We start from the raw sequence: 18,152 nt of genomic DNA, 5'->3' as shown, positions 1-18,152 counted from the left end.
TCGGTGGATCTGCCGTGGTCCGCGCCACGTCACGGCGTGTCTACTGACCGACGAGCGAAGGGAAGGAACACCATGGCGATCGTTCTGGGCGACAACCGCTACGGAAAGGCGGAGAACCGGGTCGTGCGCGTCGACCGCGACGGCGACGAGCACCGGATCACCGACCTCAACGTCAGCGTTTCGCTGTCCGGCGACATGAGCGACACTCACCTCACCGGCGCCAACGACAAGGTGCTGGCCACCGACACGCAGAAGAACACGGTGTTCGCGTTCGCCCGCGACGGCGTCGGCGAGATCGAGGACTACGCGCTGCGCCTCGCGCGCCACTTCGTCACCACGCAGGAGAGCATCCACGGCGCCCGCGTCCACGTGGAGTCGTACCCGTGGCAGCGGCTCACGGTCGGCGGGCAGCCGGCCCACCACTCGTTCGCGCGCTCGGGCGGCGGCACGCGCACCACGACCGTGCACTACGACGGCGCGCAGGCCTGGGTGCTCGGCGGCGTCGAGGACCTCACGGTGCTCAACACCACCGGCTCGGAGTTCTGGGGCTTCCCACGCGACGGCTACACGACGCTGCCGGAGACCAAGGACCGCATCCTCGCCACGGCCGTCAACGCGAGCTGGCGCTTCTCCGGCGAAGACGTTGACTGGGCCGGTGCGCACGACACGGCCCTGGCCTCGCTGCTCGACGCCTTCGGTGGAACGCACAGCCAGTCGCTGCAGCAGACGCTCTACGCGATGGGTTCGCGCGTGCTCGAGACGGTGCCAGAGATCGTGGAGGTGCGCCTGGCGCTGCCGAACAAGCACCACTTCCTCACCGACCTGTCGCCGTTCGGCCTCGACAACCCCGGTGAGGTCTTCCACGCCGCAGACCGGCCGTACGGGCTGATCGAGGGCACCGTGCTGCGCGACGACGCGCCGCCCGCCGGACCGGCCTGGTCCTGAGACGGAGGCCGAAGTGGAGTTCCTGCGCCCGACCACGCTCGCCGAGGCCCTCGAGGCCAAGGCGGCGCACCCCGACGCCGTACCGATCGCGGGCGGCACCGATGTGATGGTGGAGATCAACTTCGACCACCGCCGCCCGTCGGCGCTGCTCGACCTCAACCGCGTCAGCGAGCTTTACGGCTACGACGTCGAGGAAGGCCGCATCCGGATCGCGGCCGCGACGCCGTACACGCGGATCATCGCGGAGCTGGGCGACCGGCTGCCGGGACTGGCGATGGCGGCCCGCACGGTCGGCTCGCCGCAGATCCGCAACCGCGGCAGCGTCGGCGGAAACCTCGGCGCGGCGTCGCCCGCGGGTGACTCGCACCCGGCGCTGCTCGCGGCCGACGCGGAGGTGGAGATCGCGTCCACCCGCGGCACCCGGCGCGTGGCGGCGAAGGACTTCTACGTTGGTGTGAAGCGAAATGTGCTCGAACCCGACGAACTGATCACGGCCGTCCACTTGGCACCGGCGAGCGGGCCGCAGCAGTTCAGCAAGGTGGGGACCCGCAACGCGATGGTGATCGCGGTCTGCGCCTTCGGCCTCGCGGTGCACCCGGCCGAACGCAGCGTGGGCACGGGTGTCGGCTCGGCCGCCCCGACACCGCGCCGCGCGTTCGACGCCGAGGAGTTCCTCGCGAGCGAGCTGGCGGCCGACGACCAGTGGGACCGGCCGCGTGCGCTCGCCGACTCGGTGAAACGCCGCTTCGGTGAGCTGGTGGCCGCCGCGGCCGCGCCCATCGACGACGTGCGCGGCAGCGCCGACTACCGCCGCCATGCGCTGTCGGTGCTGGCGCGGCGGACGCTCGGCTGGGCCTGGACCGAATACTGCGGAGGGAGGCGCACGGAATGCGTGTGAACGTGATCGTCAACGGCGAGCAGCGCCAGACGGACAACGTCTGGGAAGGCGAAAGCCTGCTCTACGTGCTGCGCGAACGGCTCGGCCTCGCCGGCTCGAAGAACGCGTGCGAGCAGGGCGAGTGCGGCTCGTGCACGGTGTACCTCGACGGCGTGCCGGCGTGCGCCTGCCTGGTCGCGGCCGGGCAGGCCGAGGGCCGCGAGGTGCGCACGGTGGAAGGTCTCGCCGACGGTGAGAACCTGGACCCGATCCAGGAGTCCTTTGTCGAATGCGGCGCCGTCCAATGTGGCTTCTGCACACCCGGGCTCCTGGTGACCGCCCACGATCTCGTGGCGCGCACCGAAAACCCGAGCGACGCCGAGATTCGTGAGGCCCTGGCCGGGAACCTGTGCCGCTGCACCGGGTACGAGAAGATCCTCGACGCGGTCCGGCTCGCGGCCGCGCGGAAGGAGCACGCATGACGCGCCCGGCCCCGGCCCGCTCACCGCAGGAGCTGGCCGACACCGTCACCGGCGGCATCGGCACGAGCCCGCTGCGACCCGACGGCACGCTCAAGGTGCGCGGCGAGTTCGCGTACTCCTCGGACCTGTGGCACGAGGACATGCTGTGGGGCGCCACGCTGCGCAGCCCGCACCCGCACGCGCGAATCGTGCGCCTCGACGTCTCCCGGGCGTTGGCGCAGCCTGGCGTCCACGCGGTGCTGACGCACGAGGACGTGCCCGGCGAGAACCTCTACGGCCTCAAGTACCAGGACACGCCGGCGCTGGCCGAGGACCGCGTGCGCTACCAGGGCGAGCCGGTGGCGATCCTCGCGGCCGACCACCCGGAGATCGCGCGGCAGGCGCTCAAGCACATCGTGGTCGAGTACGAGGTGCTCGAACCGGTCACCGATCCCGAGCGCGCGGCCCACGACGAGACCCTGCCGAAGCTGCACCCTGGCGGAAATCTCGTGCGCTACCAACGCATCGTGAAGGGTGACCCGGCCGCGAAGGCCGACGTGGTCGTGTCCGGCGTCTACGAGATCGGCATGCAGGACCAGGCTTTCCTCGGCCCGGAGTCCGGCCTTGCCGTGCCCGACGACGACGGCGGCGTGGACCTCTACCTCGCCACGCAGTGGCTGCACGTGGACCAGAAGCAGACTGCGCGGGCACTGGGCCTGCCGCTGGAGAAGGTGCGGCTCACACTCAGCGGCGTCGGTGGCGCGTTCGGCGGGCGCGAGGACCTGTCGATGCAGATCCACTCGTGCCTGCTCGCGCTGCGCACCGGCCGGCCCGTGAAGATGGTCTACAACCGCGAGGAGTCCTTCTTCGGCCACGTACACCGGCACCCGGCGAAGATGTACTACGAACACGGCGCCACACGCGAGGGCGATCTGGTCTACGTGCGCGCCCGGCTGTACTTCGACGGTGGCGCCTACGCGTCGAAGACACCGGTGGTGGTCGGCAACGGCACGACGCTGAGCGTCGGCCCGTACAACGTGCCCAACGCGAAGATCGAGGGCTGGGGCGTGTACAGCAACAACCCGACGTGCGGCGCCATGCGCGGCCTCGGCGCGGTGCAGCCGACGTACGCGTACGAGTCCCAAATGGACAAACTCGCCACGGCGCTCGGCATGGACCCCGCCGACCTGCGGATCCGCAACGCGATGAGCGAGGGCTCCACCAACGTCACCGGCCAGCTCGTCGATTTCCCGGCTCCCGTGGCCGAGCTGATCCAGCGGCTGAAGGACATGCCGTTGCCGCCGGAACGTGGTGAGAACGCGGACATCCGCGACCTGCCCGGCGGAGCGTCCAATGTGACCCACGGCGAAGGCGTGGTGCGCGGGGTCGGTTACGGCGTGACCATCAAGAACATCTCCTACGCCGAAGGCCTCGACGACTACTCGACCGCCCGCGTGCGGCTGCAGGTGATCGGCGGCGAGCCGGTGGCGATGGTGCACACGGCCGCGGCCGAGGTGGGCCAGGGGCTCGTCACGTTGCAGCAGCAGATCGCGCGCACCGAGCTGGGCGTGCCGCGGGTGACCGTGCACCCGGCCGACACGAGCGTCGGCGACGCGGGTTCGAGCTCGGCGTCGCGGCAGACCTACGTGACCGGTGGTGCCGTGCGCAATGCGTGCCGTGCGGTGGCCGACGCGGTCTATGCACTGGCCGAACGCCGGCTGGGCCGTGATGCGAAAGGGATGTCGCTGGCGGGCGGCAAGATCGTGGCCGGCGACGGTGAGGTCGTCACGCCCCTTGTGGACCTACTCGGCGACGAGATTGTCGAGGAGACCCGGGAGTTCCACCACCGCAGGACCTACCCGCTCGACCCGGAGACCGGCCAGGGCGACGCCCACGTGCAGTACGGTTTCTCCGCGCACCGCGCGGTGGTGGACGTCGACGTGGAGCTGGGCCTGGTCAAGGTCGTGCAGCTCGACTGCGCGCAGGACGTGGGCAAGGCGATGAACCCCGACGCGGTGCTCGGCCAGATCCAAGGCGGGTCCGCGCAGGGTCTCGGCCTGGCCGTGATGGAGGAGATCCAGGTGCTGGACGGAAAGGTGCGCAACCCGTCGTTCACCGACTACCTCATCCCGACCGTGCTGGACATGCCGCCGATGCGTATCGACGTGCTGGAGCGGCCCGACCCGCACGCGCCCTACGGCGTGCGCGGCGTCGGAGAGCCGCCCACGATCTCCTCGACGCCGGCGGTCGCCAACGCCATACGCGCGGCGACCGGCCTCGAACTGCCCCGCGTCCCGATCCGGCCCGAGCACATCACCGGAACCTGAGCCGACTCACTGGAACTGTCTGGAGCGCAAGCGAAATGACCCTCTCCCTCGACGCCGACCTCGAGCGTGAATGGCTCCTCGAGAGCGTGCGCATCGCGACCCGCAACGTCGCCGACGGCGGCGGCCCGTTCGGCGCGCTCGTCGCCAAGGGCCGTGACATCATCGCGACGGGTGTCAACCGCGTCACCCCCTCGCTCGACCCCACGGCCCACGCCGAGGTGGTCGCCATCCGCGCGGCCTGCCAGGCGCTCGGCACGTTCAAGCTCACCGGCTGCGTGCTCGTGTCCTCCTGCGAACCGTGCCCGATGTGCCTTTCGTCCGCGCTGTGGGCGCGGGTGGACGGCGTGGTCTACGCGGCCGACCGCCACGACGCGGCCAAGGCCGGTTTCGACGACCGCGCGTTTTACGAACTGTTCGACAAGCCCCGCGAAACCTGGGAAGTACCCGTTTCCCGGCTGTCCCTCAAGGACGGCTTCGCACCGTTCGACGCCTGGCTGGACCGGCCCGACCGCGTCGACTACTAGGCACTCGGGGCCGGCGGTTCTCCCCGGTCCGGCCCCGCAGTTCCCAATACAGACAGGCCCAATACAGACAGGCCCGATACAGACACGCCCGACACCGGAAGCCCGTACCCGGGCACATCCCGGTGCTGACCGGAGCACCACAAAAACGCAAATTCGTCCGGCTTGCCCGCCCCGTCCGAATGCGGGGCGCGGCCGAGCACGCCCACCGGCAAGGGGAGGACGCATGATCCAGGTCCACATCGACGACGCTGTGACCCCGGCTCCAGGACCGGCCCGCAAGTCCATTGCGGACAGACTGTTCGACATCACCGCCCGCCGCACGACCGTGGGCCGCGAGGTGCGCGGCGGCATCACCACGTTCGTCGCGATGGCCTACATCGTGCTGCTCAACCCGCTCATCCTCGGCGCTTCCGCCGACATCACCGGCGCGAAGCTCAGCGCCGCCCAGGTCACCACGGCCACCGCGCTGGCGGCCGCGGTGATGACCATCCTCATGGGACTCGTCGGCAACGCGCCGCTCGCGCTGGCTGCGGGTCTCGGGATCAACGGCATCGTCGCGTTCCAGATGGCGCCGGCGATGACGTGGCCCCAGGCCTTCGGGCTCGTGGTGCTCGAAGGCGTCTGCATCGTGCTGATGGCCGTGAGCGGGATCCGGGAACGGATCATGAACGCGATCCCCGCGCCGCTCAAGATGGCGATCACGGTCGGCATCGGGCTCTACATCGCGCTCGTCGGCCTGGTCAGCGCCGGGTTCGTCACGCGTACGCCGGACTCGGCCGAGTCCACTGTGCCCGTTCGGCTCGGTTTCGACGGGCACCTCGACGGCTGGCCGATCGCGGTGTTCTGCTTCGGCCTGCTGCTGATGACGGTGCTGATGTCGCGCAAAGTCCCGGGCGCGGTGCTGATCAGCATCGCGGTGTCCACCGTGCTCGCCGTGGTGCTGCACGACGGATTCCATGTGGGAAACTGGGGTCTGACCACCCCGACGCTGCCGAGCCACGTGGTGGCGGTACCCGATTTCGGGCTGCTGGGCCACATCGACCTGTTCGGCGGCTTCGCTTCAGCGGGTGCGCTGACCGCCACGATCTTCCTGTTCACTCTCGTGCTGTCCGGCTTCTTCGACGCGATGGGCACGATCACCAGCGTGTCGGCCGAAGCCGGGCTGTCGAAGGACGGCCGCGTGCCGCGGATGGGCCGGATCCTGTTCGTCGACGGCGCGGGCGCGATCGCCGGCGGGCTCTCGGGTTCCTCGCCCAACACCGTGTTCCTCGAGTCGGCGGCCGGCGTGGGGGAGGGCGCGCGGACCGGGCTCGCGAGCGTGGTCACCGGCGCGCTGTTCGCCGCGACGCTGCTGTTCACGCCGATCGCGGGCATCGTCCCCGCGCAGGCCGCGGCGCCGGCGCTCGTGGTGATCGGCGGGATGATGGTGGCGCAGTGCCGCAACATCCCGTGGCAGGACAGTGATTACACGATCCCGGTGTTCCTCACCGTCGCGCTGATCCCGTTCACGTACTCCATCACCAACGGTGTGGGCGCGGGCCTGATCGCGTTCGTGCTCATCAAGACGTGCAAGGGTAAGTGGCGCGAGGCCGGCTGGATCCTCACGGTGCTGGCGCTGGTGTTCACCGTCTACTTCGGAATCGACGTCGTCAAGGCGATCTTGTAGCTGTGGTAGCTCGAAGGAAAGGAACTGCTGTGACCCTGATGTTCCTCAACGGCGGCGCCATGCGCGGCGAACCGCTGCACCACCTGCTCGACGGCGCCCCTCTCGTCGCGTCGACGACCACCGCGCCGAAGTACCGCTTCTACTCCGTGGGTGGCCAGTGCCCGGCTTTGGTCCCGGTCGCCCACGGCGGCGGTGCGGTTGCGGGCGAGGTGTACGAGGTGTCCCTGGACGCGCTGCGGGACCGGGTACTGCCGGCGGAACCGCCCGAGCTGGAGCTGGGCGTGATCGAGCTGGCGGACGGGAGCTCGGCGTTCGCGATGCTGCTGCGCCGGCCGCAGACGTCCCACGTGCAGCTGCGCGACATCACCGAGATCGGTGACTGGCGGTCGTTCCGGTCTCAGTCATGACAGTGCTGGTCGCGCCCGACAAGTTCAAGGGCTCGCTCACGGCGGCGCAGGTCGCTTCGGCGGTCGCTGCCGGCTTGCGTGCGGTGTCCCGCGACGAGCCGGTGGTCGAGCTCCCGGTGGCGGACGGCGGTGACGGCACGGTGGCCGCCGCCGTCGCCGCCGGGTTCCGCCGGGTGCCGGTGCGCGTGTCCGGGCCGACGGGTCGGCGGATCACGGCGTTCTTCGCGCTGCGGGGTGACGTTGCCGTGGTGGAGCTGGCCGAGGCTTCCGGTTTGCAGCGGTTGCCGGGTGGGCTGCCTGCGCCGCTGACTGCGTCGAGTTATGGCACAGGTGAGCTGATCGCGGCGGCGCGGGCGGCCGGGGCGGCGCGGATCGTGCTGGGCGTCGGCGGGAGTGCGTGCACGGATGGTGGTGCCGGGATGCTGACGGCATTGGGGGCGCGGGTGCTGGATTCTTCCGGCGCCGCGGTGCCTCTCGGCGGTATCGGGTTGGCTTCGGTGTCTGCTGTGGACTTGTCCGGTGTGTCTGCTGTGGACATCGACCTGGCTTGCGACGTGGACAACCCGCTGCTGGGTCCTTCGGGTGCGGCGGCGGTGTATGGGCCGCAGAAGGGTGCGAGCCCTGAGGATGTTGCCGTGCTGGAAGCCGGGTTGCGCCACTGGGCTTCGGTGCTGGGTCCTTCGTCCGCCTCGGCCGCGGGCGCCGGCGCGGCGGGCGGGGTGGGCTTCGCGGCGCTGGCGGCGTTGGGCGCTCGCCTGCGGCCGGGTATTTCCTTGCTGCTCGACCTCCTGGGCTTCTCCATCGCGGTCCGCGACGCCCGCCTCGTCATCACCGGCGAGGGCTCCCTGGACACGCAGTCCTTGCACGGCAAGGCCCCCGTCGGCGTCCTGCGTGCGGCCACGGGCGCCGGCGTCCCGACGGTTGCCGTGGCGGGCCGCTGCCTGCTGTCCCCGGCCGAGTGGCGCGCGGCCGGCTTCACCGCCGTCCACGCCCTCACCGACCTCGAACCGGACCCGGCGCGCTGCATGACGAACGCGGGGCCGTTGCTGCGCCGCCTCGCCGAACGCCTGGCCCGCGACCACGCCTCAACGGTCCAGCGCGGAGGATCGGCTGGGGTCGGCGAGCGGAAGTTCCGCGTGGAGGCTGGTTCCGGCTCCGGGCGGGCTCTGGAGGACGATCCGGCCGCCGATCGCTTCGACCCGGTCTTTGAGGCCGAGCAACCCGGTGCCCCGGGTGAAGTCGGCGCCACCGACTCCGTCATCGAGGACCGTGACGTGCAAGAGGGCCTTCGCGGCGTCGAGATGAATGGTCACCGAGGCGGAAGATGCTCGTGAGTGCTTGGCCGCGTTGGTCAGCGCCTCCGCGACGACGAAGTAGGCGCTGACCTCGACGTGCTTGGGGAGCGACAGTCCCGGCTGCTGGTCGACCTCGACCGGGATGGGCGAGCGGCGGCCGAGCGTGCGCACGGCCGCTTGGAGTCCTCCCGTGTCGAGGATCCCCGGGTGGATACCGCGCGCGATCTCGCGCAGCTCGTCCAGCTGGCTGGTGGCTTCGGCGGCGAGGTCGCCGAGATCGGCGGCGAGTTCGGTGAGTTCCGGTGGCACCTGCGCCTGTGCCGCGCGCAGCCGTAGCGCGAGAGAGACCAGCCGTTGCTGAGCGCCGTCGTGCAGGTCTCGTTCGATGCGCCGGCGTGCCTGGTCGGCTGCCGTGACGATCCGCGCCCGCGACGCGGTGAGCTGGGCGTACAGCTGGGCGTTGTCGAGGGAGACGGCGAGCTGGCCCGCGATGAGCTTGACGGCGTCGAGCCGCTCGGCGGTGAACGCGCCGCCGATCAGCCGGTTTTCCAGCAGCAGCGCCGCCCGCGGGGCGCCGCGGCTGAGGACGGGCACGGCGAGGAAGGAGCAGCGCGTGAGGCCCGCGAAGCACGGGTCGTGGGCGAAGCGGTCGTCGCGGGTGACGTCGTCGACGACGAGTGGTGCCTCGGTCCGGCGGATGTAGCGCAGCACGGACATCGGCACCGCGTGGTCATGATCGGCGCCTGTCGCTGTGTTCGGGGGAGCGGAGGCGGGCAGGAGCCAGTCCCGCCGGTCGTCGCTCCACAGCACGAGGCGGACGACGGTGGCACCGGTCATCGCTCTGAGCACGTCGACGACCCGCGAATGCAGGCGTTCGATGCTCGTCTCGGAGCTCAGCGCCCGCGACGCGGACAGGACGCCGAGCAGGTCGAGGGTGCCCGTGGTGACCGTTGAGCGCTGGCGGACGGCACCCGCCGGTCGGGCCTCCTCGAGACCGGCCGTCGCGCCGGCTCCTGATCGCAGAGCCGGGTACGCCCAGTCGAGCTGCGCCACCTTCGCGGTCGCGCCCCAGGCGGCGTAGTCGTCGCGGGCCTGTGCGAGCAGGTCGAAGCCGGTGTGGTCGATGTCGTGTGCCAGGTGGAAGCGCGCCGCGCGCTCGGCGATCAGGGCTCGGTGCCAGGGGCGCTGACGCTGGACGACCTCGCGCCGCGCGGCGTCGAACGCCCGCACGGCACCGCGGAAGTCGTCGACCGCCCAGGCCCGCTCGGCCTCGAGCAACCGCACCAGGTGGAGGAAGTTTTCCGGTGCGTCCCTGACCCGCGCGGCCAGCCACCGCATCACCTCGTCCAATTCGGACAGTGGAGCTCCGCGCTCGTCGGCAGTGGCCGCGCGGGCCTGGTCGGCCAGGGCGAGCCCGTGCAGCAAGCGGGCCACGGCGGTGGAGTAGAAGCCGGCGGCGGCCGGGAGAAGGGCCATGGCGGCCGCACTGTGTTCTGCCAGGCGAACTGGATCACCGAAGCAGGCAGCGGCGAGCGCGTGACAGAGGTGCGCGTAGAACAGCGCCAGCGGATTGTCGGCGAAACGGTCGAGGGGGATCGGGTCGGCGCTCGAGGCTGGACTCTCGCCGCGCAGCACGTCGGCCAGCCACCGGTAGCTGTCGAGCCATTGGCCGGTCTGCTCGTTGCCGGTCCGGCGCAGGAAGGCGAACCCCCGGTCGACCTCGGCGACGAAATTCTCCAGGGACGGCGCGCACTCCGCCAGGTACGGCACCGAGAGCTGGTAGGTGTAACCGGCGTAGGCCAGGTCACCGCCCGCGATCAGCCCCGTCCTGGCCTCCTGCGCCGCGCGGGCGCCGTTCTCGATCGGCTCGAACCAGCCGCTGAGAGCGGAGAACATGTGCCGTGCCTGCGAGGTGCCGGGCTCGTAGCCGCGGGCCTCGCCCAGCGCCACGATCCGCTGCAACGCGCGGTATCCGGCCTCGTAGGCACCGCGCTGCGCCCCCGCGTGGTAGGCGGCGTGGCTTGCCGGGCCGATCACGCTCGGGCCAGGACCGTGCTCGATCCAGATCCGGAAGGCTTCCAGACCCAGCCACGAGATCAAGGCCGGGTCGGCGACGAAGTAGGCAGCCGGCAGGGCAGCGTCGATCAAGTGGGTCACGGCCAGCGCGGTGGCGTCGGCAAGGTCCGGCCGGGCCAGGTCATCCGCTGGGTCGCTGTCGGCCGCCCACCGGTACAGGCGCTCGAACCGCTGGTCGACGTCGGCGGGGAGCCGATCCCCCGAAGGTACGACGACGCCGCACTCCCGCAGCGACTCCAGGCTCAGCGCGATTGCCTCGGCGAACCGGGTTTGGTGCGTGAGGCCGCGCACCTGGATCGCCGTCGGGCCCGCGCGGTCCGGCATCCTCTCGCAGAGCCGCTCGATCACCCGGTACTCCGCGTCGGCCTCTGCCAAGCGCCCCGAACCGAACAGAGCCGCTTGGCGAGCAGTGCGCAGCTCGACCACCACGGCGATCTCGGCGGGGTCGACCAGCCGCAACGCCGCCGAGAGGAGCGCGTTCACCTGCACATCGTCACCCGTCAACGCGGCCTGGTCGGCGCCGCGCCGCAGCAGCTTCGTCACCTGCCGGCGCTCTGCGGGATCGTCGACCGCGTCGATCACCGGCAGGTACTGGTCGGCGGCGGCCGCGAACAGGTCAGGCACCCCGGCCAGCCGTCGCGCCATGGCCAGGTGCAGAACCCGGCGCCGCTCCCGATCGAGCGTGGACAGGATCGCCTCGCGGACGCGGTCGTGGCGGAACCGCACCGCGCCGTGGGCACCGCTCTCCAGTGCGAGAAGTCCCTCGTCCAGCGCCGGCGCCAAGTGCCGCTCCACCCCGCCGTCCGGCTCGCCCGTGGCAGTCCGCAGCACCGAGACCTCGACCTGCCCGCCCAGGCAGGCCATCGCCTCCACCAGCCGCCGGGACCGCGGCGGCACGGCCTCGATCCGCGCCGCCAGCAGGTCGCCGACCTCCGACGGACCCAGCCGGGCTCGCAGCCGCGCCGGATCCCACCGCCACCCCGAGGCGTTCGCGGTGAAAACACCGTGGCGGCCCAGCGCGTTGAGCAGCTGCACGGTTTCGTACGGGTTGCCGGACGTGCGCGGCTCGATCACCTCGACCAGGCCCGCCGCCGCGACCTCGTCGGCGTGCAGCATCTCGGCGACCATGGCGACCAGACTCGGGACGGGCAGGTTGCCCAGCCACAGGTACCGCACACCGGCTCGGTCTTCCGATCCTGCCGGTTGCTCTGCCGAAGCCACGTCGTCGTCGCGGCGCACGCCCACCAGCAGCAGGCCGGCGATCGGCTCCTCGTCGAGCAGGAGGTCGACGAACCCGAGCGGGCCTCGCCCGGCCCATTGCAGGTCGTCGAGGAGTAGCACCACCGGTCGTTCCGGCGACGCGATCGCCCGCAGGATCTGGACGCTGTTGTGCTGAGCCCGCGATTGCGCGGTGAGCGGATCGCCGGGATCGGGCGGCACCTTCAGCAGCGCGGCGAACTCCGGCACCACCGCGGTCAGCAGGCCCACATTCGGGCCGGCCGCGGCGAAGATGCGTTGCCGGACCTCGGTCAGCCCGCTCTCCGGCTCGGCCAGCAGCAGCCTTCCCAACGCCCGGAACACCTGGTGCACCCCGTCGAACTCCAGATCCCTCCGGTACTGGTCGAACTTGCCCGCCACGAACCAGCCGCCCCGGCTCGTCACGGCCGGGCGCAGCTCGTCGACCAACGCCGTCTTGCCCACCCCCGCCGCGCCGTTGATCATGACTCCCTGGCACCGGCCCGTCAGCGCGTCCTCGAGCGCCGCGTGGAGCACGGCCACCTCGGCTTCGCGCCCGACCAGTCTCGGTGGCGCGACCAGCCGGAGCGGGAAGTCGTGTTCACCGACCCGGACCGGTCCCGCACGGGCGTCCCGCAGCCGCTCCAGGTCGTGGACCACGCCCTCCGCGGTCTGGTACCGGCTGTCCGGCTCCTTCTCGAGCAGATGAAGGATGATCTCGGGCAGGGCCGCCGGCAAAGCCGGATTCACCTCGTCCGGCGGCACCGGGACCTGCGCCAGGTGGTCGTGGGTGAGGCGAAGCGGATCGCCGGAGCCGAACGGCGGTGCCCCCGTCGCCAGTTCGTAGAGCGTCGCACCCAGCGAGTACAGGTCGGCCCGCTGGTCGACGGAACGGCCGGTCCGCCCGGTCTGCTCGGGCGCGAGATACGCGAGAGTCCCGACGATCTCGCTGCGATCGGAGAACGGCCGGCCGGCGTCGGCGAGCGAGGTGGCCAACGTGAAGTCCACCAGGTACGGAGCACCGTCGCGGGAGATCACGATGTTCGCGGGGGTGATTTCCCGGTGCAGCACTCCGCGGCGGTGCATGGCCGCGACGGCTCTGGCCAGCCCCAGTGCGACGCCGACCAGGACATCGACGGGAAGCGGCTTCGACAGTCCTGACAGGATCGTGCCGCCGACGTCCGCCAGCACGATCGCCCCCGCGTACTGCGGCGCGTCCGCCAGCTGCGCCACGCCCGAGACCCCGCGGAGCTGTTCCAGCACCGCCTTCTCGTGCCGCAGCCGTCCCGGCGCGTCCGGCCCGAGCGGCTGTTTGCAGACGACGGTGCGATCAGGGAGGAACAGCCGGACGATCCGCGTGCGCGCGTCCTCGCGAAGTACTGAGACCCGGGTCTCCGGATCTCGGCCCGGTAGCTCAGCTGTGCCCACCCGACACCTCCACACACTGTCGGTCTCGACGCAACCTCTGCCTACACCCATCTCAGCGCGATCGCGACCCCCGGGGCAGGCGGTGCACCGGCTTCTTCTTCCCCGGATTCGCCCGCTTTTCACCACCCTCGGCGGCACCCGGTGACCAGCCGCCGCCAACGCCCGCCCTACCCGAGCAGGTGGAGGTGGGGCGACAGACGGAGTGCCGCGGCTTCTTCGGTTGTCGCCCAGGTGAAGTCGTCGTGTTCGGCGGGGTTGAGGGTGACCGTGCCGGGGGTGGGTTCGGTCGCGTCGTAGACGCGGGCGTGGATCGTGAGCGGCCGGCCGTCGAGGTCGGGCCACGAGAGGCGGGCGCGTTCGCCGAGGAGGTGGACGTGCAGGCCCGTTTCCTCGGCCACCTCGCGGACCGCGGTGGTCTCCGGGGCTTCGCCGGGCTCGGCGGTGCCGCCGGGGAGCTCCCAGTGCTCGCCGAGGAACGTGCCGGGCGCGCGGCGAAGGAGCAGGACCGTGGCGCCGCGGGGGAGCCAGACGTAGGCGAGGAGCTTGGTGGTCATGAGAAGCCGCCGTTGGAGGTGAGGAGCTGGCCGGTGACCCAGGTGCCGTCGGGGCCGCAGAGGAAGGACACCAGGTTGGCGCAGTCGCGCGGGGTGCCGAGGCGGCCCAGCGGTGTGCGGTCGCGGAGGGTGGTGCTCAGGGGGCCGTCCATCCAGCCGGTGTCGGTCGGGCCGGGGTTGACGGCGTTGGCGGTGATGCCGCGGGGGCCGAGTTCCGCGGCGGCGGCCACGATCAGGCGGTCGAGGGCGCCTTTGCTGGCGCCGTACGGGACGTTGTGGACCACGGCGTCGCTCGTCAGGGCGACGATTCGGCCGGTGCCGTGGGGTCCGCCGAAGCGCACTGCGAACTCGCGCATGAGCAGCCAGTTCGCGCGTGTGTTCACCGCGAAGTGCCGGTCGAAGCTTTCGAGTGACGTGTCGAGGAAACCGGAGTCGACGGACTCGCAGTGCGCCAGCACCAAAGCCGTCACGTCGCCAAGGGAAGAAGCCACGCGGTCGAACAGCAAAGCCGGCGCCGCGGGATCGGCCAAGTCCGCTTCGACCGAGAAATCCCCGGCCCGCACCGGATCCGCACCCCACGGCATGCGGGCGTCGTAGGCCGGCCAGTGTGTGCACGCGACTAGCCAGCCGTCAGCCGAGAGGCGTTCGGCGATGGCCGCCCCGATGCCCGCGCGTCGGCCGACACCGGTGACCAGGGCGACCGGGCGCTCACTCTTCAATGGCCCCGCCCACGGCGCGCAGGTGCTCGCGGAAGGTCAGCGCGGGGTTGGCCTCGCGGGCACGCAGGAACTCGGCGAAGCGCACCTGCTCGCGCAGCGTCTTGCCGCCGCGGATGAGCTCGGCTTGGCGCCGCTCGGTGTCGCGAATGGACTCCGCGAGGCGGAACACGTCCTCGGCCTCGGCGGCGGGCACGAAGACCACGCCGTCTTCGTCGCCGAACACCAGGTCGTCCGACGTGACCTCCCACTCGCCGACGCGCGCGGATTCGAGCGCGTTCGCGGCGCGGTCGGTGAGCGAGAACGGTCCGGTCGGCAGGGACCCGAGGCTGAACACAGGCAGCCCGATCGCGCGCAGGTCGGCGGTGTCGCGGTGCAGGCCCCAGATCACGATGCCGGACGCGCCCGCCGTCGCGGCCTCGATCGCCACGAGGTCGCCGACGCAGCTCTCGTCGAGGCGCCCGCCGTTGTCCACCACCAGCACGTCGCCCTCCTTGGCGCTCATCAGCGCCTCCAGGAACACGTCCACGCTGCCCGCGTGCCGCGCCGGCAACACCCGCCCGGCCACGCGCCCACTGACCGCGGCCCGTGTCCCCGCCGGCGCGCAGCGCACCTGCAGCCGCGCGCGGATGCAGCCGTCGGTGAGGTGCGCGGTGGTGAGCGTTTCGAAGCGGCGCCGCAGCTCGTCGTTTTTCATTTCCTTCAGGCCTTTCTCGCAGCGAGCTGGAAGACGTTGCCGGGTGGCGGGGTCACCACCCGAGCCAACCGCGTCCGCGACGCGCGCGCAATGTCTTTGGCCCCGGCTCCGCCGGGGCGTGCGAGATCGCCTTTGAGCCGGTTTCCGGATTGGGGCGGTCGGATCGGCCGCCGGCCGATCGCACCGCCCCAATCCGGAAACCGGCGCGATCTCGCGTGTGGGTCGGCTTTGGCGGGTGCGCCTGCCGTGGCTCTCTGACCTTCCGGGAAAGGGACCCATTCCTGGGCTGCGTGGCCGAGGCGAGGAGGCCGCTTGGTTCAGAGACGGTGGTGGCGGTGTTCACGTGCCGCAGAAATCCACCATATGTGCTGAAAAGGACTTAACGTCGCTCGGTGCTTTGGTCCTTATATCCGATTTCATCGGTTTTTGGTTGAAGTCCTGGTGAATTCCCGGGCGGGAGGTGGTCTCGACCCCCTGTTTCTTCACGTTCCGCACGCATAATTCCCTCCCGGTAGTCCGATCGAGTGGCAGGAGTGTGCGCGTGCCGGGGTCTGTACGTGCCCGTTGGGTAGTGGGGGCCGCGGGTGTCGTGGTCGCCGCCGCTGCCGTGGGAATCGCCTTCGCGGTCTGGCCCGACGGGGCGTCCGCGCAGGATCCGGAGATCCAGATCTCCCGCTCCGCCTGTGGTCAGGGCTGGACGGACCCCAAGCCGGGCCCGCAAATCTTCAACCTCCACAACACTGGCGCCGTCACGTCGGAGGTCGATCTGATCGACCCGAAGACCGGCGTGATCTACGGCGAGGTCGAGGGTCTCGGCACGGGGACGATCAGGCCGATGTCAGTGACGCTCGGTAATGGACCGTACGCCTTCCGGTGCCTTCCGGAGGACTCCTCCGCGATCGTGGGCCCGACGACGACCGTCAGTGGCGGCGCCGAGCGCGGCCCGGGTGTCGCGGCGGTGACGCAGAACGACCTCCTGCAGCCGCTCAAGGTCTACGAGGCCAAGGTGACGCAGGGGCTCGACACGCTGGTCACCGACGTCGGCGCGCTCAAGGACGCCGTGCACCGCGGCGACCGCGGCGCCGCTGAGTCCACCTGGCTCACTGCGCACCTGACCTACGAGCGCCTCGGCGCCGCGTACGACGCGTTCGGCGACTCCGACGGCGCCATCAACGGCACGACCGCCGGCCTGCCCGGCGGCACCTCCGACCCGGACTTCACCGGCTTCCACCGCCTCGAGTACGGCCTCTGGCACAACGAGGACATGGGCTCGCTCGGCGGCGTCGTCGACCAGTTGGCCTCCGACGTGCAGAACCTGCGCACGGCCTTCCCCCAGAGCCAGGTCGACTCGAACGACCTCGGCCTGCGCGCCCACGAGATCGTGGAGAACGCCCTGCAGTTCGAGCTCACCGCCAAGACCGACTACGGCAGCGGCACCAACCTCGCCACCACGCGGGCGAATCTCGACGGCGTGCAGACCGTGCTCGACGTCCTGCGTCCGGTGCTCGCCCCGCGCTACCCCGAACTGTCCGGTGTGGACAGTTGGATGAAGCGGACCGAAGCGACCCTCGACGGCGCCCGGAAGCCCGACGGTTCGTGGACGCCCGTGTCCGCGCTCACCGCGCCGCAACGCCAGAAGATCAACGCCGACGTCAGCGAGCTCACCGAGCGGCTCGCCCCGATCGCGGCCATCGCCGAACCCAGGAGGGTTTCGTGACCGCCAAACCAGCCCAGCCGGGGGAGTCTTCCCGCCGGACGTTCCTGCGCCGCACCGTCGTCGGCGCCGGCCTGACCGCCGCCGCGGGCGTGGGGGTCGGCTCGGTCGCCGCGAGCGCCGCCGACTCCGGTTCCGTCGCGTTCCACGGCGACCGCCAGGCCGCGATCGTGCGCCGGCCGCCCGCGCAGAGCGTGGTGGCGTCGTTCGACGTCGTCGCCGACAACAAGGCCGAGCTCACGGACCTGTTCAAGGAGATCACCGACCGCGCCCGCTTCCTCACCACCGGCGGCGCCCCGGCGGCGCTCGGCATCACCGCGCCGCCCGCCGACTCCGGTGTGCTGGGCCCGGTCGTGCCGGCGGGCAACCTCGGCGTGGTGCTCGGCGTGGGCTCGTCGCTGTTCGACGACCGCTACGGTCTCGCGGCGCTCAAGCCGAAGAAGCTCAAGCCGATGACGATGTTCCCCAACGACGCGCTCGACGCCGCGCAGTGCGACGGGGACCTGTCGCTCGTACTTTCGGCGGACAACACCGACACCGTGCTTCACGCGCTGCGCGACATCGCCCGCGCCACCCGCGGCGGGATGCAGCTGCGCTGGAAGATCAACGGTTTCGCCTCGCAGCCGCGGCCTTCCGGCACCCCGCGCAACCTCATGGGCTTCAAGGACGGCATCTCGAACCCGACCGACGCCGAGTACGACAAGCTGGTCTGGCTCGGCGAGGGCAGCGGCGAGCCCGCGTGGACCAAGGGCGGCAGCTACCAGGTCGTGCGGCTGATCCGGATGCTCGTCGAGTTCTGGGACCGCGTGTCGCTGACCGAGCAGGAGAACATGTTCGGCCGCCGTCGCGACACCGGCGCGCCCCTCGACGGCGCCGAAGAACAGGACGTGCCGAAGTACGCCGACGACCCCGTCGGCACCGTCATCCCCCTCACGAGCCACATCCGCATGGCGAACCCTCGCAAGCCGGAGACGGATTCCAGCCGGATCCTGCGCCGCGCGGTCAACTACGACCGCGGCGTGGACACCAACGGCAACCTGGACATGGGCCTGATCTTCGCCTGCTACCAGCAGGACCTCGAGCGTCAGTTCGAGGCGGTCCAGAAGCGGCTCATCGACGAGCCGCTGGTCGATTACATCTCCCCGTTCGGTGGCGGCTACTTCCTGGCGCTGCCGGGGGTGACCGGTCCCGACGACCACTACGGCCGGGCTTTGTTGGCCTGACCGTGT

General features: G+C 71.1%; 13 protein-coding genes and 1 pseudogene. 10 read left to right on the top strand and 4 right to left on the bottom strand.

The genetic code is table 11. The annotated features are described in order from the left end of the window. The first annotated feature begins 72 nt into the window (after positions 1-72). The 8 genes and pseudogenes from pucL to K1T34_RS53150 form a co-directional block, all read left to right on the top strand. Entirely contained in the window at positions 73-945 is an 873-nt protein-coding gene (gene pucL / locus K1T34_RS07965) for a factor-independent urate hydroxylase (protein ID WP_220243642.1), read from the top strand. A gap of 13 nt (positions 946-958) precedes the next feature. After that, positions 959-1,843: a xanthine dehydrogenase family protein subunit M gene (locus K1T34_RS07960; protein WP_220243641.1), complete on the top strand. Its 885-nt coding sequence runs from the start codon at positions 959-961 to the stop codon at positions 1,841-1,843. After that, complete coding sequence (locus tag K1T34_RS07955) at positions 1,834-2,304, top strand: (2Fe-2S)-binding protein (RefSeq protein WP_220243640.1); 471 nt, start codon at positions 1,834-1,836, stop codon at positions 2,302-2,304. Before K1T34_RS07960 ends, K1T34_RS07955 begins: the two co-directional genes overlap by 10 nt. Continuing rightward, positions 2,301-4,610, top strand: a complete 2,310-nt coding sequence (pucD, locus tag K1T34_RS07950) for a xanthine dehydrogenase subunit D (protein ID WP_220243639.1) — start codon at positions 2,301-2,303, stop codon at positions 4,608-4,610. The genes K1T34_RS07955 and pucD overlap by 4 nt, the downstream gene beginning before the upstream one ends. 35 nt (positions 4,611-4,645) lie before the next feature. Then, positions 4,646-5,134 (top strand): nucleoside deaminase, encoded by a 489-nt coding sequence (locus K1T34_RS07945; protein WP_220243638.1) that lies wholly within the window; start codon positions 4,646-4,648, stop codon positions 5,132-5,134. A gap of 223 nt (positions 5,135-5,357) precedes the next feature. After that, on the top strand, positions 5,358-6,800 hold the full coding sequence (locus K1T34_RS07940; RefSeq protein WP_220243637.1) for an NCS2 family permease: 1,443 nt from the start codon (positions 5,358-5,360) through the stop codon (positions 6,798-6,800). Positions 6,801-6,829: 29 nt separating this feature from the next. Continuing rightward, entirely contained in the window at positions 6,830-7,207 is a 378-nt protein-coding gene (locus tag K1T34_RS07935) for a gamma-glutamylcyclotransferase (RefSeq protein ID WP_220243636.1), read from the top strand. Further along, a pseudogene (locus tag K1T34_RS53150) lies at positions 7,204-8,295 on the top strand (glycerate kinase); the annotation flags it as partial. The gene K1T34_RS07935 and the pseudogene K1T34_RS53150, both read left to right, overlap by 4 nt. Here the strand turns inward: K1T34_RS53150 and K1T34_RS07930 are convergent. The 4 genes from K1T34_RS07930 to K1T34_RS07915 form a co-directional block, all read right to left on the bottom strand. Next, positions 8,293-13,293, bottom strand: coding sequence for an AAA family ATPase (locus K1T34_RS07930; RefSeq protein WP_255638392.1), 5,001 nt, complete (start codon positions 13,291-13,293; stop codon positions 8,293-8,295). The pseudogene K1T34_RS53150 and the gene K1T34_RS07930 sit on opposite strands and share 3 nt — an antisense overlap. Before the next feature lie 116 nt (positions 13,294-13,409). Further along, positions 13,410-13,796 (bottom strand): NUDIX hydrolase, encoded by a 387-nt coding sequence (locus tag K1T34_RS07925; protein WP_220243634.1) that lies wholly within the window; start codon positions 13,794-13,796, stop codon positions 13,410-13,412. Further along, on the bottom strand, positions 13,793-14,515 hold the full coding sequence (locus K1T34_RS07920) for an SDR family oxidoreductase (RefSeq protein WP_220243633.1): 723 nt from the start codon (positions 14,513-14,515) through the stop codon (positions 13,793-13,795). Before K1T34_RS07920 ends, K1T34_RS07925 begins: the two co-directional genes overlap by 4 nt. Next, the gene (locus K1T34_RS07915; RefSeq protein ID WP_220243632.1) at positions 14,505-15,209 is read right to left on the bottom strand and encodes an RraA family protein; all 705 of its coding nucleotides are present in this window, start codon (positions 15,207-15,209) and stop codon (positions 14,505-14,507) included. Before K1T34_RS07915 ends, K1T34_RS07920 begins: the two co-directional genes overlap by 11 nt. Positions 15,210-15,780: 571 nt before the next feature. Here K1T34_RS07915 and K1T34_RS07910 point away from each other — a divergent pair. Beyond that, complete coding sequence (locus K1T34_RS07910) at positions 15,781-16,926, top strand: EfeM/EfeO family lipoprotein (protein WP_255638391.1); 1,146 nt, start codon at positions 15,781-15,783, stop codon at positions 16,924-16,926. Then, entirely contained in the window at positions 16,923-18,146 is a 1,224-nt protein-coding gene (locus tag K1T34_RS07905; RefSeq protein WP_220243630.1) for a Dyp-type peroxidase, read from the top strand. Before K1T34_RS07910 ends, K1T34_RS07905 begins: the two co-directional genes overlap by 4 nt. Positions 18,147-18,152 lie beyond the last annotated feature (6 nt).

The sequence above is a fragment of the Amycolatopsis sp. DSM 110486 genome, assembly GCF_019468465.1.
Taxonomy (GTDB): domain Bacteria; phylum Actinomycetota; class Actinomycetes; order Mycobacteriales; family Pseudonocardiaceae; genus Amycolatopsis.
The sequence above is the reverse complement of the archived record's forward strand: the minus strand, read 5'-3'. Positions and strand labels throughout refer to the sequence as shown.

Excerpts from the sequence above, each read along its gene's own strand:
- pucL (WP_220243642.1), top strand. The coding sequence starts at position 73 with ATGGCGATCGTTCTGGGCGACAACCGCTACGGAAAGGCGGAGAACCGG.
- K1T34_RS07955 (WP_220243640.1), top strand. The coding sequence starts at position 1,834 with ATGCGTGTGAACGTGATCGTCAACGGCGAGCAGCGCCAGACGGACAAC.
- pucD (WP_220243639.1), top strand. The coding sequence starts at position 2,301 with ATGACGCGCCCGGCCCCGGCCCGCTCACCGCAGGAGCTGGCCGACACC.
- K1T34_RS07945 (WP_220243638.1), top strand. The coding sequence starts at position 4,646 with ATGACCCTCTCCCTCGACGCCGACCTCGAGCGTGAATGGCTCCTCGAG.
- K1T34_RS07940 (WP_220243637.1), top strand. The coding sequence starts at position 5,358 with ATGATCCAGGTCCACATCGACGACGCTGTGACCCCGGCTCCAGGACCG.
- K1T34_RS07930 (WP_255638392.1), bottom strand. The coding sequence starts at position 13,293 with ATGGGTGTAGGCAGAGGTTGCGTCGAGACCGACAGTGTGTGGAGGTGT.
- K1T34_RS07925 (WP_220243634.1), bottom strand. The coding sequence starts at position 13,796 with ATGACCACCAAGCTCCTCGCCTACGTCTGGCTCCCCCGCGGCGCCACG.
- K1T34_RS07915 (WP_220243632.1), bottom strand. The coding sequence starts at position 15,209 with ATGAAAAACGACGAGCTGCGGCGCCGCTTCGAAACGCTCACCACCGCG.